Here is a 13,642-nt window from a genome sequence, read left to right on the forward strand (position 1 = left end):
TCCATCTGCCCAGCATGCTGCCGACTTCCCGTACCCTGCGTCTGTCGTTGTATACCCTGCTGATCATCGCCGGTGCGGCGCTTGCCGCCACGCTTGCGATCCGCCACGCCGAGCGTCAGGCGCTGGAAGAGGACGCCGCTCGCGCCAACCAGCAACTGTCGCTTTATGCCAACTCGCTGCACACCCTGATCGACCGCTACCGCGCCCTTCCCGCTGTACTCGCGCTGGATCCGCAGTTGCGCTCGGCGCTGGCCGGGCCGGTCGATGCCGAGGAACAGGCGGCACTGAATCTGAAGCTGGAAAAGATCAACGGCGCGGCGCAATCCTCGACCCTTGAACTGCTCGATCACACCGGCCTTGCGGTGGCCGCCAGCAACTGGCGTTTGCCGAGCAGTTACGTCGGCCACAACTACGGTTTTCGCCCCTATTTCAGCCAGACCCGCACCCAGGGCAGCGGGCGTTTTTATGCGGTGGGCGTGACCAGCGGGATACCCGGTTATTTTCTCTCCAGCGCAGTGCTCGGCGACAACGACGAGTTCCTCGGGGCGATGGTGGTCAAGCTGGAGTTCCCCGAACTTGAACGCGAATGGAGCCAGGGCAGCGACACCCTGCTGGTCAGCGATGCGCGCGGGATCATCTTCATCGCCAACCAGACCGGCTGGCGCTATCGCGCGTTGCGACCGTTGAATGCCAGTGATCTGGCCGAGATCAAAGCCACCCGCCAGTACGATAAACAGTCGCTGGTGCCACTGACTCATCTGTCGCTGCGCCGCTTCGATGACAACAGCGACCTGCGCCGGGTCGAAGGCCCGCAGGGCACGGCGGATTATCTGTGGGAATCACTGCCGCTGACGGCTGAAGGCTGGACTCTGCATCTGCTGCGCCAGCCACAAGTGGCGTTCGAGGATCTGCGCAACGCTGGCCTCGCTGCCGCGGGTGTCTGGCTGGCGCTGGTGTTTCTGTTGCTGTTCCTTAATCAGCGTTGGCGGCTGTCGAAAATCCGTCAGCGCAACCGCGAAGAACTCGAGCAATTGGTGGAGGAGCGCACTCGCGACTTGCGTACCGCCCAGGACGGTCTGGTGCAGTCGGCCAAACTCGCCGCGCTCGGCCAGATGTCCGCCGCGCTCGCCCACGAGATCAATCAACCGCTGACCGCCCAGCGCATGCAACTGGCAACCTTGCGTCTGCTGCTCGAACATGGCCGCGTCGACGATGCTTACAAAGCACTGAAACCGGTGGACGAGATGCTCACGCGCATGGCCGCCCTCACCGGCCACCTCAAGACCTTCGCGCGCAAAAGCCCCAGCGGTTTGCGCGAGCGGCTGGACCTGGCGACGGTGGTGGATCAGTCTCTGCAACTGCTCGACGCCCGGCTGCGTGACGAACAGGTCAGTCTGGTGCTGCACCTGACCCGCCCGGCATGGGTGCGCGGTGATGCGATCCGTCTGGAGCAAGTGCTGATCAACCTGCTGCGCAACGCCCTCGACGCAATGCAGGGCAAGCCGTGCAAGCGTCTGCAAATCCGCCTGGAAGCCGATGAGCAACTGTGGCGGCTGAGCGTCAGCGATAATGGCGGCGGCATCGCCGATGAACATCTGGGTCAGGTGTTCGATCCGTTCTTCACCACCAAACCGGTGGGTGACGGCCTCGGCCTCGGGTTGGCGGTGTCGTTTGCCATCGTGCATGAATCCGGCGGACGCCTGAGTGTGGAAAACGCTGAAACAGGCGCAGTGTTCAGCCTGACTTTGCCGATCGATCTGGAGGCACACATCTGATGCTCAACTCGGTGATGGTGGTCGATGACGAAAGCAGCATTCGCAGCGCCGTGGAGCAGTGGCTGAGCCTGTCGGGGTTCGAGGTGCAACTGTTCAGCCGCGCCGAAGAATGCCTCGCCGCCCTGCCCGCGCACTTTGCCGGGGTGATTGTCAGCGACGTGCGCATGCCCGGTCTCAGTGGCCTGGAACTGCTGGCCGAGGTGCAGCGCCGCGATGCCGATCTGCCGGTGATCCTGCTCACCGGCCACGGCGATGTGCCGATGGCCGTCGAAGCGATGCGCGACGGCGCCTACGACTTTCTGGAAAAACCCTTCAGCCCGCAAACCTTGCTCGGCAGCTTGCGCCGGGCGCTGGACAAACGCCGTCTGATCCTCGAAAACCGTGCGTTGCACGAGCAGGCCGACAACCGCGCGAAACTCGACGCGACCCTGCTCGGCGTGTCCCGTGGCCTGCAGACGTTGCGTCGGCAAGTGCTGGATCTGGCGGCGTTGCCGGTCAATGTGTTGATCCGTGGCGAAACCGGCAGCGGCAAGGAACTGGTTGCGCGTTGCCTGCATGATTTCGGCCCGCGTGCGGCCAAGCCGTTCGTGGCGCTGAACTGCGCGGCGATTCCTGAACAGTTGTTCGAAGCCGAGCTGTTCGGCCATGAGAGCGGCGCGTTTACCGGAGCGTCGGGCAAACGCATCGGCAAACTGGAATACGCCGATGGCGGCACGCTGTTTCTCGATGAAATCGAAAGCATGCCGCTGGCCCAGCAGGTGAAACTGCTGCGGGTATTGCAAGAGCAGAAGCTGGAGCGCCTGGGTTCGAATCAGAGCATTCGCGTGGATCTACGCATAGTTGCGGCGACCAAACCCGACTTGCTCGACGAAGCGCGGGCCGGACGGTTTCGCGAGGATCTGGCGTATCGCCTGAACGTCGCCGAGCTGCGCTTGCCAGCGCTGCGTGACCGGCGTGAAGACATTCCGTTGTTATTCGAAAACTTTGCCCAGAGCGCCGCTCAACGGCTGGGGCGGACATTCCCGCCACTGACCGGTGCTCAGCTGAGTCATCTGCTCAGCCACGACTGGCCGGGCAATGTCCGCGAACTGGCGAACGTCGCCGAACGACAAGTGCTGGGGCTGGCCGAGCCGGCCCCGGGGATAGATCCGGGGCAGTCGCTGGCGACGCAGCAAGAGGCGTTTGAAGCGCAGTGCCTGCGTGCGGCACTGACGCGGCACAAGGGCGATGTGAAAGCGGTGCTTGAAGAGCTGCAACTGCCGCGCCGCACCTTCAATGAAAAGATGCAGCGGCATGGGTTGAGTCGGGAGATGTTTCTGGCCGAGTGAGGCTGGGTCGGGATTTTTGCTGTGGCTTAAATCCATCCCCCTCACCCCAGCCCTCTCCCCCAGGGGGCGAGGGGGAAAGGGAGCCGATCTTCATGCTTTTCAAACCTGAGTTCGACTCGGTATCTCAGGTCGGCGTAACCCTCAAGAACAGCTCGGTCAGTCCCCTCTCCCTCCGGGAGAGGGTTAGGGTGAGGGGCTTTTGATCTTCGCCCCAATAAGCGGAAATCCGCTCACAAGATCAAATCCATCGGCACAAACCCGCTCACCCAATCCCGTCACCCCCTCTAAACCGCCCCTCCCACCGTTGGCACACGTCCTGCTATAGCCCTCGCAGGCTGCGTTCCAACGCGCTCCACAAAAACAATTAAACGAAGGATCCTTCAATGGATAACTCCAACGCCCTGCCACTTGGGTCGGCTGCCGTGCCCGCCAAAGAAAGAACCACCGCCAGCCGGATCAAATCGATCTTCAGCGGGTCCGTCGGCAACATGGTCGAGTGGTACGACTGGTACGTCTACGCCGCCTTCTCGCTGTACTTCGCCAAGACCTTCTTCCCCGCCGGTTCCACCACCGCCCAACTGATGAACACCGCCGCGATTTTCGCCGTCGGCTTTCTGATGCGTCCGATCGGTGGCTGGCTGATGGGGATGTACGCCGACAAGGTCGGACGTAAGAAAGCCCTGATGGCCTCGGTCTACCTGATGTGCTTCGGCTCGCTGTTGATCGCCCTCAGCCCGAACTACGAGACCATCGGCATCGGTGCGCCGATCCTGCTGGTGTTCGCGCGACTGCTGCAAGGTCTGTCGGTCGGTGGCGAATACGGCACCTCGGCCACCTACCTCTCGGAAATGGCGACCAAGGAACGTCGCGGCTTCTTCTCCAGCTTCCAGTACGTGACCCTGATCTCCGGCCAGCTCATCGCGCTCGGCGTGCTGATCGTGCTGCAGAACGTGCTGACCACTGAACAGCTGTACGCGTGGGGCTGGCGTATTCCGTTCGCCATCGGCGCGCTGTGCGCAGTCGTCGCGCTGTACCTGCGTCGCGGCATGGAAGAAACCGAGTCGTTCACCAAGAAAGAAAAGTCCAAAGAAAGCGCCATGCGCACTTTGATGCGCCACCCCAAAGAGCTGTTGACCGTGGTCGGCCTGACCATGGGCGGCACCTTGGCGTTCTACACCTACACCACCTACATGCAGAAATACCTGGTGAACACCGTCGGCATGAGCATCTCCGACTCGACCACCATTTCTGCCGCCACGCTGTTTCTGTTCATGTGCCTGCAGCCGATCATCGGTGGCCTGTCGGACAAGATCGGTCGTCGTCCGATCCTGATCGCCTTCGGCGTGCTCGGGACGATCTTCACCGTGCCGATCCTGATGACCCTGCACACCATTCAAACCTGGTGGGGCGCGTTCTTCCTGATCATGGCGGCGCTGATCATCGTCAGCGGCTACACCTCGATCAACGCGGTGGTGAAAGCTGAATTGTTCCCGACTGAAATCCGCGCGCTGGGCGTCGGACTGCCCTATGCACTGACCGTGTCGATCTTCGGCGGCACCGCCGAATACATCGCGCTGTGGTTCAAGAGCATCGGCATGGAAACCGGTTACTACTGGTACGTGACGGCATGCATCGCGGTGTCGTTGCTGGTGTACATCACCATGAAGGACACCCAGAAGCATTCGCGGATCGTCACTGACTGATCGCGTTTTCACAGCCACTGCAACGGTGGCTGTTCTGGCCCCATCGCGAGCAGGCTCACTCCTACATTTGGAATGCGTTCCCCTGTAGGAGTGAGCCTGCTCGCGATTGGGGCGACTCGGTATCAAGTCAACTCGGCAACCTGCTGCTTGCCATAACGCTTCTGCGCATACGAAGCCCCGACAATCATCACCAGCAGAATCCCCGCCAGCACCGCCGACGAACCGACGGTGCCGAAGTCCAGCCCGCCCTTCTCATGGGATTTGGTCATCAAGTCACCCAGGGTCGCGCCGAACGGCCGGGTCAGCACGAACGCCACCCAGAACAACAGCACCGTGGAAATCTTCGTGAAGTACTTCAGCAGTACGACTGCCGCGATGGTCGAGCCGATCAACAGCGCGCCACCGGCAAAACCCAGCCCTGAATCGTCGGCAAGATAATCACCGAGTGCCGTGCCGAGGGTGTTGGAAAACAGAATTGCCATCCAGTAGAACATCTCGCCACGGAAGGTCTGCACCTTGCTGACGTTGAGCGAATCACCGCTCAGGCGCCACGCAGCGAAGATCGCCAGCAGAATCGCAATCAGGATCATCGAGCCGGTGGCGTAACCCAGTCCGAGGGTGCGGTCCATAAAGTCCGACATGGTCGTGCCGGCGGTGCTGGTCGACAGGATCACCAGCCAGTACAGCAATGGCTTGTAAGTCTTGGCCATCAACTGCGTGATCAGCGTCAGGACGAAGACGCTGATCAAAATCAGCGAACTCATGGCATAGCCGACGTCGAGGGTCATCGACAGCAAATCCCCCGCGGTTTCCCCCAGGGTCGTCGCGCAGATTTTCATGATCCAGAAGGCCAGGGTGATTTGAGGAAGTTTGTTCATCGCAGGGAACGCTCCAGTGTGTGACGGCCGGTTCTTGGTTTTCTGGCCGTGGGCAGACTGGCGTTGCAACGGTGAAAAAGCGGTCGGCAAAGTATGAAAAATCTGTCACGCCGCAAAAAACAGCGATTAATCGCTAATTAATGCGGCCCCTGCATTCTGCAATCACCTGATCGATGACCTGCGCGACGCTCGCTCCCACGACGAAAGCGAATTGAATGCGCCGCCCTTAATATCAAGTTAATCGATTGTTTTTAGCATCATTTTGCGCTTTTTAATCAATTTAGTTGGCGTAGCATTAAACCCATGCAAGACACACCCGCCAATGAATCCGGAGTAACGAACATGAAAACCCGACTGATCCTCGCCCTGACCCTGTCCGTACTGGCTGCCAACACTTTCGCTGCCGATGGCTCGGACAAAACCAAATCCGCTGACTTCATCAACGGTGCCAGCGCCGCCATCGAAACCAGCCACACCGGTACTTATGCCGCTGACGGTTTTGATAAAACCAATATCGGTAAAGCTGTGGCTGCCGATGGTTTCGATAAAACCAACCTGGGTAAAACCGTCGCGGCTGACGGCTTCGATAAAACCGGTACTGCCGCTGCCATCAGCTAAGTATCAGCAGTCCTCACACAGCCCGGCCTTGGCCGGGCTTGGTTATTTCTGGGGGATGACAATTTCTGAATTCCACACAAATCCTCGTAGGAGCTGCCGAAGGCTCGGGCCGCGATCGGACGATCTTTTGATTTTGCTTTAAGGATCAAGATCAAAAGATCGCAGCCTTCGGCAGCTCCTACACGGGGATCCTCGTCTGGCTGGAAATATGCCGGGCGTCCTTGCACTATGGCTGCATCCGAACCGCAGCCTCAGGAATTCACCCACCATGCCCGATGACATCCATTTCTACGAACCGGCCAACGGCCACGGTCTGCCCCACGATCCGTTCAACGCCATCGTCGGTCCACGGCCCATCGGCTGGATTTCTTCGCAGGATGCCAATGGTCAGCTCAACCTGGCGCCGTACAGCTTCTTCAACGCCTTCAACTACATTCCGCCGATCATTGGTTTTTCCAGCGTCGGGCGCAAAGACAGCCTGAACAATATCGAACAGACCGGCGAATTCGCCTGGAACCTCGCCACCCGCCCGCTGGCCGAGCAGATGAACCAGAGCTGCGCGATGGTCGCGCCTGAGGTCAACGAATTTGAATTGGCGGGATTGACGACGGCCGCGTCAAAAGTGATTTCGGTGCCACGGGTGGCCGAAAGCCCGGTGTCCTTCGAATGCAAGGTCACCCAGATCATTCAATTGCAGCGCGCTGATGGCGAGACGGTGCCGAGCTGGCTTATCCTCGGCGAAGTGGTCGCCGTGCATATCGCCAAGTGGCTGTTGAAGGACGGCATCTACGACACCGCCGCGGCAGAACCGATTCTGCGCGGCGGCGGGCCGGCGGATTACTTCCAGCTGGGGCCTGAGGCCCTGTTCAAGATGTGGCGTCCGGGCGCAACCAGGTAACGCGTTACCAGATCAACTCGGCGTCGTCAGTGACGCCCTTGAGGTTATCCAGTTCATTGATAGCGGCCTCGTCGGCGGCGATGGCGCCGGGGAAGACCTGATCATTGAGCAGTTTGTGAAAGCGTGGTGCGCCGCCATCGACCAGGGCCTTGACCGCGATTGCCGCGTGATAGCCCTTGTTGCCGCCCAACTCGACGGGGACGACTGCGGAAACTGCTTCGAAGTGTTCGAACTCTTTACGTGCCATGTCACACATCCCGGCTCAGACAAATTAAGCCGGACATTAAACCCTCAACCGACGAGTTTGTGTACCGGCGCCGGGCATTGACCGATGGCTTGCGCCGCCGACACGTCCTTGAAGGTGTGGAAGTCGAGGCTGTTGACCACCAGTTCCTGCACCAGCTCGGCGAAGATTTCCATCGACGGGCTGTTGAAATAGTTGGTCATCATTTGCTGGCTGCTCCAGAACCCGCAGACCAGCCACAGCTCGGGATCACACTGCGAATGCTGCAAGGCAAAGCTCAGGCAACCGGGGGCGGCGCGGGACGGCTCGATCAACGCGCTCAGGCGTACACCGAGCTCCGCCGAACGCCCGGCGCGCGCTCGAACGAAGGCCATATGACTGACGGGAATCTGCTTGGACATGTTCAACCCTCCCAGGGAGTCGCGTGGCAGCCGGGGGACGGGCTGCGACAGGATCCAAGATTAAGGGCCGCGCGCCGGCCGCCGTTAGTCGATTCCTGCCGCCGCGTTGCACAATCCTGCGAGACTTGCCTGAAGCTGAGTTCACACACATCCCATGCAGGAGCTGCTGAAGGCTGCGATCTTTTGACCTTAAAGACAAAAATCAAAAGATCGCAGCCTTCGGCAGCTCCTACAGGTGGGCGTCGCGTCGATGTTGAGCAATAGCGCGGTGCAGAATCAGGCAAGCATTTCGCAGGATGTGTCTACCGCTCTCGCTTGCACAAACATATGCTCTGCTCCATTCCACCTCCCCTGCCGAGGATGCCGTGCATGACGTCATTCGATCGTTTTCAAACTCCGCCCGACGCCGACATGGAAAAGCAGCGTGCGGAACTGGCGGCGATCATCCGCCGCAACACCACCGACGATGGCAGCTACGAGACCGCCATCGGCTCGCTGTTCATGTCGCGTCACACCCAATCCCACGACTTTGCCCCGGTGCTCGCGCAACCGGCGCTGTGCATCATGGCGCAGGGACGCAAAGAGGTGCGACTGGCCGATGAGTACTTCAATTACGACCCGCTGAATTATCTGGTGGTGTCGGTTTCGATGCCGCTGAGCGGGCGGGTGGTCAATGTGTCACCGGAGGAGCCGATCCTCGCCGTACGCCTGGACATCGACCCGGCGGAAATCACTGCACTGATCGCCGACGCCGGCCCCATGGGCGTGCCGACCCGGCCGACCGGACGGGGTTTGTATGTCGAGCAGATCGACAGTTCGATGCTCGATGCGGTGCTGCGTCTGGCCCGATTACTCGATACGCCGAAAGACATCGCCATGCTCGCACCGCTGATTCGCCGCGAGATTCTTTATCGCCTGCTGCGCAGCCCGCAGGGGCATCGCTTGTATGAGATCGCGATTGCCAACAGTCAGAGCCACCGCATCAGCCAGGCGATCAAATGGCTCAACGGCAACTTTGAACAGCCGCTGCGCATTGATGATCTGGCCAAGGAAGTGAATCTCAGCGTGTCGACCCTGCATCACCGCTTCAAGGCGATGACGGCGATGAGTCCGCTGCAGTATCAGAAGCAATTGCGCCTGCAAGAGGCGCGGCGTTTGATGCTGGCCGAAGGGCTGGAAGCGTCGGCGGCGGGGTATCGCGTGGGGTATGAAAGTCCGTCGCAGTTCAGCCGCGAGTACAGCCGCTTGTTTGGTGCGCCACCGCTGCGGGATCTGGCGCGGTTGCGGTTATCGGTGTGACCGTCAAGAGCCCCTCACCCTAACCCTCTCCCGGAGGGAGAGGGGACTGATTGGGGGATGTTCAAGAAGTACACCGACCTGAAAGTGTTCTGCCGAATCCATAATCGACTGGATTTTTCAGGTCGATGGATAGCGCCAGACACTTCGGTCGGCTCCCTCTCCCGGAGGGAGAGGGCTGGGGTGAGGGGCGATTCGGAGTCAGACCTCGCTCTAAGCCCCCAACACCCGACACGCCTCCACCGGCAACGTCACCGACACCGGATGCCCTATCCCCAATCCAATTCCCTGACACGGCGTACTCAACGCCGTAAACGTCACCCCGGAACACTCCACCGTCGTCTCGATGGTCGCGCCGATATCACGCACAAACGTCACTTTGCCAAGTAATCGATTCCCCGCCGTCGCTTGCGGCGCGGACAGTTGCAGGTCTTCCGGACGAATCAGCATCTTCACTTTCTGCCCCACGACAATGCTGCTGCAGATCGGCACTTGCAGCGCATCGCCGCCCGGCAGGCTGACCTTGCCGTCGCCCAGCGCCGTGGCCGGAAAAATATTGCCCGAGCCGATGAAGTCCGCGACGAATTCGTTGGCCGGATGCCGGTAGATCTCGATCGGCGTACCGACCTGCTGCACCTTGTGCTCGCCCAGCACGACGACGATATCGGCCATGGTCATCGCTTCGCGCTGGTCGTGAGTGACCATGATCGTGGTGATGTTCAGGCGCTGTTGCAGTTGACGGATTTCCACCTGCATCGATTCGCGCAACTTCGCATCGAGCGCCGACAGCGGCTCATCAAGCAGAAGGATTTTCGGGTGCGAGGCAATCGCCCGAGCAATCGCCACGCGTTGGCGCTGACCACCGGAGAGCTTCGCCACCGGACGGTCGATCATCGCCTGCAACTGGATCAGCTCCAGCAACTCGACCACCCGCGCCTGCTGCTCGGCCTTGCTGACGCCGCGCAGTTTCAGCGGGTAGGCGATGTTCTCACCGACGGTCATGTGCGGGAACAGCGCCAGCGACTGAAAGACCATGCCGAAGTTGCGCAGGTGCGCCGGGGTCTGGCCGATGTCCTCGCCATCCAGACGAATCTCACCACCAGTGAGGGTTTCCAGCCCGGCGATCATCCGCAACAAGGTGGTTTTGCCGCAGCCCGAAGGGCCGAGGAAACACACCAGTTTGCCCTCCGGCAAATGCAGGTTGACGTCCTGTACCGCACAAGCCGAGCCGTAGAATTTCTCGACGTTTTCCAGAATCAGACCAGTCATGTTGCACCTCAAATCAAAAGGAAACGCCGCCCTCGCCCACCAGCTTCTCCAGCGCCCAGATCAGGACGAAGTCGATCAGCACGATCAGCACGGCAAACGAGAACACGGTAGGGTCGAGCGATGACACGGTGCGGCTGTACATCCAGATCGGCACGGTCATGACGTCGATGGTGTAGAGGAAATAGGTCACGGTGAATTCGTTGAACGAGACGATGAACGCCAGCAGCATGCCCGCCAGAATCCCCGACTTCATCAACGGCACCACCACATCGACAATCGCGCGCAGCGGCGAGGCGCCGAGCATGCGCGCGGCTTCTTCGACTTCACTGCCGATGGAGAGCATCGCCGCGGTGCAGTTCTTCACCACGAACGGCAAGGCCAGAATCACGTGGGCGATCACCAGTCGCGACGTGGTCATGTGGAACGGCAGACTGTCGAACACCAACAACAACGCCAGGCCCAACACCACCATCGGAAACACCAGCGGCAGCGACATCAGCTGCAGCGCCACGGCTTTGCCACGGAACTCGCACCGGGTCAGCGCGTAAGCAGCGGGCACTGCGATCAGCGTGGCGAAGATCATCGTCAGGCACGACACCAGCAGACTGGTGGCCATCGCCTGACCGAGGCTCAGCACGTCGCTGGCATCCGGCGAAACAAACGTGTGCCAGGCCGCTTTGTACCATTGCAGGCTGTATCTGCTCGGCGGGAAGTCGAGGTTCGACGCACCGCTGAACGACATGACGATCATCGTCAGGATCGGCAACACCGCCAGCAGCAGAATGAACCCGGAGAGGATGCCGGCGAATTTGCCGGTGTCGCCGGGCAGCAGCGCCATGCGCTTGTTGATCAGGGCACTCATTGCGAAGCCTCCAGCAGCCGCCGACGACGACCCGTGATGTATTCGGACAAGGTCATGATTGCCAGTGTGGTGACAATCAGTACGACACCGGCAGCGGACGCGGCAGGCCAGTTCATCAGCGGCGCGATCTGGTCATGCACCATCACCGCGAGCATCGGCACGCGACGGCCACCGAGCAGCAACGGCACCACGAAGCTGCTGGCGTTGTAGGCAAACACCAGCGTTGCGCCGGTGATGATCCCCGGCAAACTCATCGGCAACACCACTTGGCGGAACACCTGAAAACGGCTGGCGCCGAGGGTCGCGGCCGCTTCCTCATAGGTGCGGGCAACCCCGCGCATGGCACTGGCAATCGGCAGCACGGCCAGCGGAAACGCGGTTTGCACCAGGCCCATCAACACGCCGTTCTGGTTGTACAGCAACATGATCGGGCGCTTGATCAGGCCGAGGGCCATCAGCGCCTGATTGAGCATCCCGGCGGGGCCGAGAATCACCAGCCAGCCGTAGCTTTGCAGCAACAGGTTGACCAGCAATGGCAGCAGCACCGCAGCGAGGAAGATCCGTCGCAGGAACGGCGAGGTCAGCCGCGACATGGTGTACGCCACCGGGATCGCCAGCACCACGGCAATCACCGCGCTGATCAGCGCCAGACGCAAGGTCAGCAGCAAGGATTTCAGGTAATAGGGTTCGAGCAACTGGGCGTAACTGGCCAGGCTGAAACCTGTCCACTCCGCGCCTTTGGTGCCGACGCTCATGCGCAGCACCAGCAGGCTGGCGGCAATCAGCACGCCGAGAAACAGCATCGACGGCGTGAGGAAAAGCCACGCCCGCGCGGTCGGTGAAACAGCGCGCGTCGGGCGCACGGCAGCGGCGCCGACCGGTTGGGTCAGGGATTGATGTTCCATAGCAATGATCTCGTCAATGGAAAGCCAAACAACACATCCCTGTAGGAGCTGCCGAAGGCTGCGATCTTGTGATCTTGCTGTTGATCCTCATCTGCTCAGAGAAGATCAAAGGCAAAAGATCGCAGCCTTCGGCAGCTCCTACAGGGGGACTTCGGGTCAGGAAGAAAATATTTCCGTATAGCGACGAATCCATTGGTCATGCACGGTGGCCAGGAAGGCGTTGTCGTGCATGATCGCCTTCTCGGCAATCTGCTCCGGGGTGAGGATGTATGGGCTCTTGCGCGCTTCGGCGGAGATGATCGCCTTGGCGTTGACCGGGCCGTTGAAGATGTCTTCGGCCATCTTGCCCTGCACCAGCGGGTCGAGGGAGTGGTCGATAAACGCGTAGGCGAGATCGCTATCGCCCGGACGATTCTTCGGCATCACCGAGAGCATCAGGTCGGTGTAGAAGCCTTCCTTCATGCCAAACGTAGCGCCGAGGCCGTAGTTCGGATCGCGAATCTGCTTGGGGAAAAATGCCGGCGCGTACAAGCCGCCCATGTCCAGCGAACCGGTGCGGAACAGTTCGGCGATCTGGTTCGGGTTTTCACCCAACGTCACCACACGATCCTTGAGTTCGGCGAGTTTCTTGAAGCCCGGTTCAATGTTGTGTTCGTCACCGCCGGCGAGTTTCGCGGCGATGATGATCAGGTCCATGGCCTCGGTCCAGTTTGGTGGCGGCAGGAAAATGTTCGGTGCCAGATCGGCATCCCACAGCGCGGCATAACTGGTCGGCGCTTCTTTCTGGGTGCGGGTGCTGTAGACCAGACTGTTGCACCACAACAGGTAACCGATGCCGTGGCCATTGGCGCCGGTGCGATATTTCTCCGGGACGTCGACCAGGTTGGGAATGCGGTTCAGATCGGGTTTTTCCAACAGCCCGGCGGCGGCCAGACCTTCGGCGCCGACACCCGCCAGGGTGATGATGTCGTACTGCGGACGATCACCGCCGGCCTTGAGTTTGGCGACCATTTCCGAGGTGCTGCCGGTGCGGTCGGCGATGACCTTGGCGCCAGTCTTGGCTTCGAACGTGGCGGCGATGTTGCGCAGTGCCGCGAGGCCGGTGTCATCCGACCAGGTCAGTAAACGCAGGGTCTTGCCGGCAAAACGCGTGTCGCTGGCGCTCGCCCGGATGAAGGGCATGCTCATGGCGGCGGCCGCCACCGAGGCGACGCCAACGGTTTTAATGAATTGACGCCTGTTCAGATCGTGCTCGCCCATGACGGACTCCCTTTGTTCTTTTAAGTATGAGGTTGGTCGCAACCGTTGCATCCGCGCGGCCGGATCCGCGCCAAGCCCCGATTCATAAGGGCTTGAGCGCTGCCGACGGGTTCATCCTGAGGTCGTGCAAAACACCTGACTATCGATAAAAACTCATTGAAGCCATGACGCCGGCGCATGCCTCGTTGCGAGGCATGCGCTGACC

At 60.6% G+C, this 13,642-nt stretch carries 13 protein-coding genes; 6 read left to right on the top strand and 7 right to left on the bottom strand.

Annotation, left to right across the window (positions count from 1 at the left end):
* Positions 1–14: 14 nt before the first annotated feature.
* The 3 genes from P3G59_RS22710 to P3G59_RS22720 all read left to right on the top strand — a co-directional run bounded on the left by P3G59_RS22710 (position 15) and on the right by P3G59_RS22720 (position 4,806).
* Entirely contained in the window at positions 15–1,775 is a 1,761-nt protein-coding gene (locus tag P3G59_RS22710) for an ATP-binding protein (RefSeq protein ID WP_277759042.1), read from the top strand.
* On the top strand, positions 1,775–3,103 hold the full coding sequence (locus tag P3G59_RS22715) for a sigma-54 dependent transcriptional regulator (RefSeq protein ID WP_277759043.1): 1,329 nt from the start codon (positions 1,775–1,777) through the stop codon (positions 3,101–3,103). The genes P3G59_RS22710 and P3G59_RS22715 overlap by 1 nt, the downstream gene beginning before the upstream one ends.
* Before the next feature lie 383 nt (positions 3,104–3,486).
* The gene (locus P3G59_RS22720; protein ID WP_007912608.1) at positions 3,487–4,806 is read left to right on the top strand and encodes an MFS transporter; all 1,320 of its coding nucleotides are present in this window, start codon (positions 3,487–3,489) and stop codon (positions 4,804–4,806) included.
* Between the two features lie 122 nt (positions 4,807–4,928).
* Here P3G59_RS22720 and P3G59_RS22725 read toward each other — a convergent pair whose 3' ends face one another.
* Positions 4,929–5,684: a hypothetical protein gene (locus P3G59_RS22725; protein ID WP_277759044.1), complete on the bottom strand. Its 756-nt coding sequence runs from the start codon at positions 5,682–5,684 to the stop codon at positions 4,929–4,931.
* A gap of 342 nt (positions 5,685–6,026) precedes the next feature.
* On the opposite strand from P3G59_RS22725, the gene P3G59_RS22730 reads away from it, so the two are divergent.
* Complete coding sequence (locus P3G59_RS22730) at positions 6,027–6,302, top strand: hypothetical protein (protein ID WP_277759045.1); 276 nt, start codon at positions 6,027–6,029, stop codon at positions 6,300–6,302.
* A 268-nt stretch (positions 6,303–6,570) separates the two neighbouring features.
* Positions 6,571–7,200: a flavin reductase family protein gene (locus P3G59_RS22735; RefSeq protein WP_277759046.1), complete on the top strand. Its 630-nt coding sequence runs from the start codon at positions 6,571–6,573 to the stop codon at positions 7,198–7,200.
* 4 nt (positions 7,201–7,204) lie between these two features.
* On the opposite strand, the gene P3G59_RS22740 is transcribed toward P3G59_RS22735, so the two are convergent.
* Together P3G59_RS22740 and P3G59_RS22745 are read right to left on the bottom strand one after the other, a co-directional pair.
* Positions 7,205–7,447: a hypothetical protein gene (locus P3G59_RS22740; protein WP_016985292.1), complete on the bottom strand. Its 243-nt coding sequence runs from the start codon at positions 7,445–7,447 to the stop codon at positions 7,205–7,207.
* A gap of 44 nt (positions 7,448–7,491) precedes the next feature.
* A complete protein-coding gene (locus tag P3G59_RS22745) occupies positions 7,492–7,845 on the bottom strand; it encodes an antibiotic biosynthesis monooxygenase family protein (protein ID WP_277759047.1) in 354 nt (117 codons plus the stop codon).
* A 369-nt stretch (positions 7,846–8,214) separates the two neighbouring features.
* Between P3G59_RS22745 and P3G59_RS22750 the strand changes: the two genes are divergently transcribed.
* Positions 8,215–9,144: an AraC family transcriptional regulator gene (locus P3G59_RS22750; protein WP_277759048.1), complete on the top strand. Its 930-nt coding sequence runs from the start codon at positions 8,215–8,217 to the stop codon at positions 9,142–9,144.
* A gap of 210 nt (positions 9,145–9,354) precedes the next feature.
* Here P3G59_RS22750 and P3G59_RS22755 read toward each other — a convergent pair whose 3' ends face one another.
* The 4 genes from P3G59_RS22755 to P3G59_RS22770 all read right to left on the bottom strand — a co-directional run bounded on the left by P3G59_RS22755 (position 9,355) and on the right by P3G59_RS22770 (position 13,437).
* Positions 9,355–10,410 (bottom strand): ABC transporter ATP-binding protein, encoded by a 1,056-nt coding sequence (locus P3G59_RS22755; RefSeq protein WP_277759049.1) that lies wholly within the window; start codon positions 10,408–10,410, stop codon positions 9,355–9,357.
* A 13-nt stretch (positions 10,411–10,423) separates the two neighbouring features.
* A complete protein-coding gene (locus P3G59_RS22760) occupies positions 10,424–11,272 on the bottom strand; it encodes an ABC transporter permease (protein WP_277759050.1) in 849 nt (282 codons plus the stop codon).
* The gene (locus P3G59_RS22765; RefSeq protein ID WP_277759052.1) at positions 11,269–12,177 is read right to left on the bottom strand and encodes an ABC transporter permease; all 909 of its coding nucleotides are present in this window, start codon (positions 12,175–12,177) and stop codon (positions 11,269–11,271) included. Before P3G59_RS22765 ends, P3G59_RS22760 begins: the two co-directional genes overlap by 4 nt.
* A 156-nt stretch (positions 12,178–12,333) precedes the next feature.
* Complete coding sequence (locus tag P3G59_RS22770) at positions 12,334–13,437, bottom strand: ABC transporter substrate-binding protein (RefSeq protein ID WP_277759053.1); 1,104 nt, start codon at positions 13,435–13,437, stop codon at positions 12,334–12,336.
* Positions 13,438–13,642: the final 205 nt, after the last annotated feature.

Origin of the sequence: Pseudomonas sp. A34-9 (genome assembly GCF_029543085.1) — a bacterium.
Classification (GTDB): domain Bacteria; phylum Pseudomonadota; class Gammaproteobacteria; order Pseudomonadales; family Pseudomonadaceae; genus Aquipseudomonas.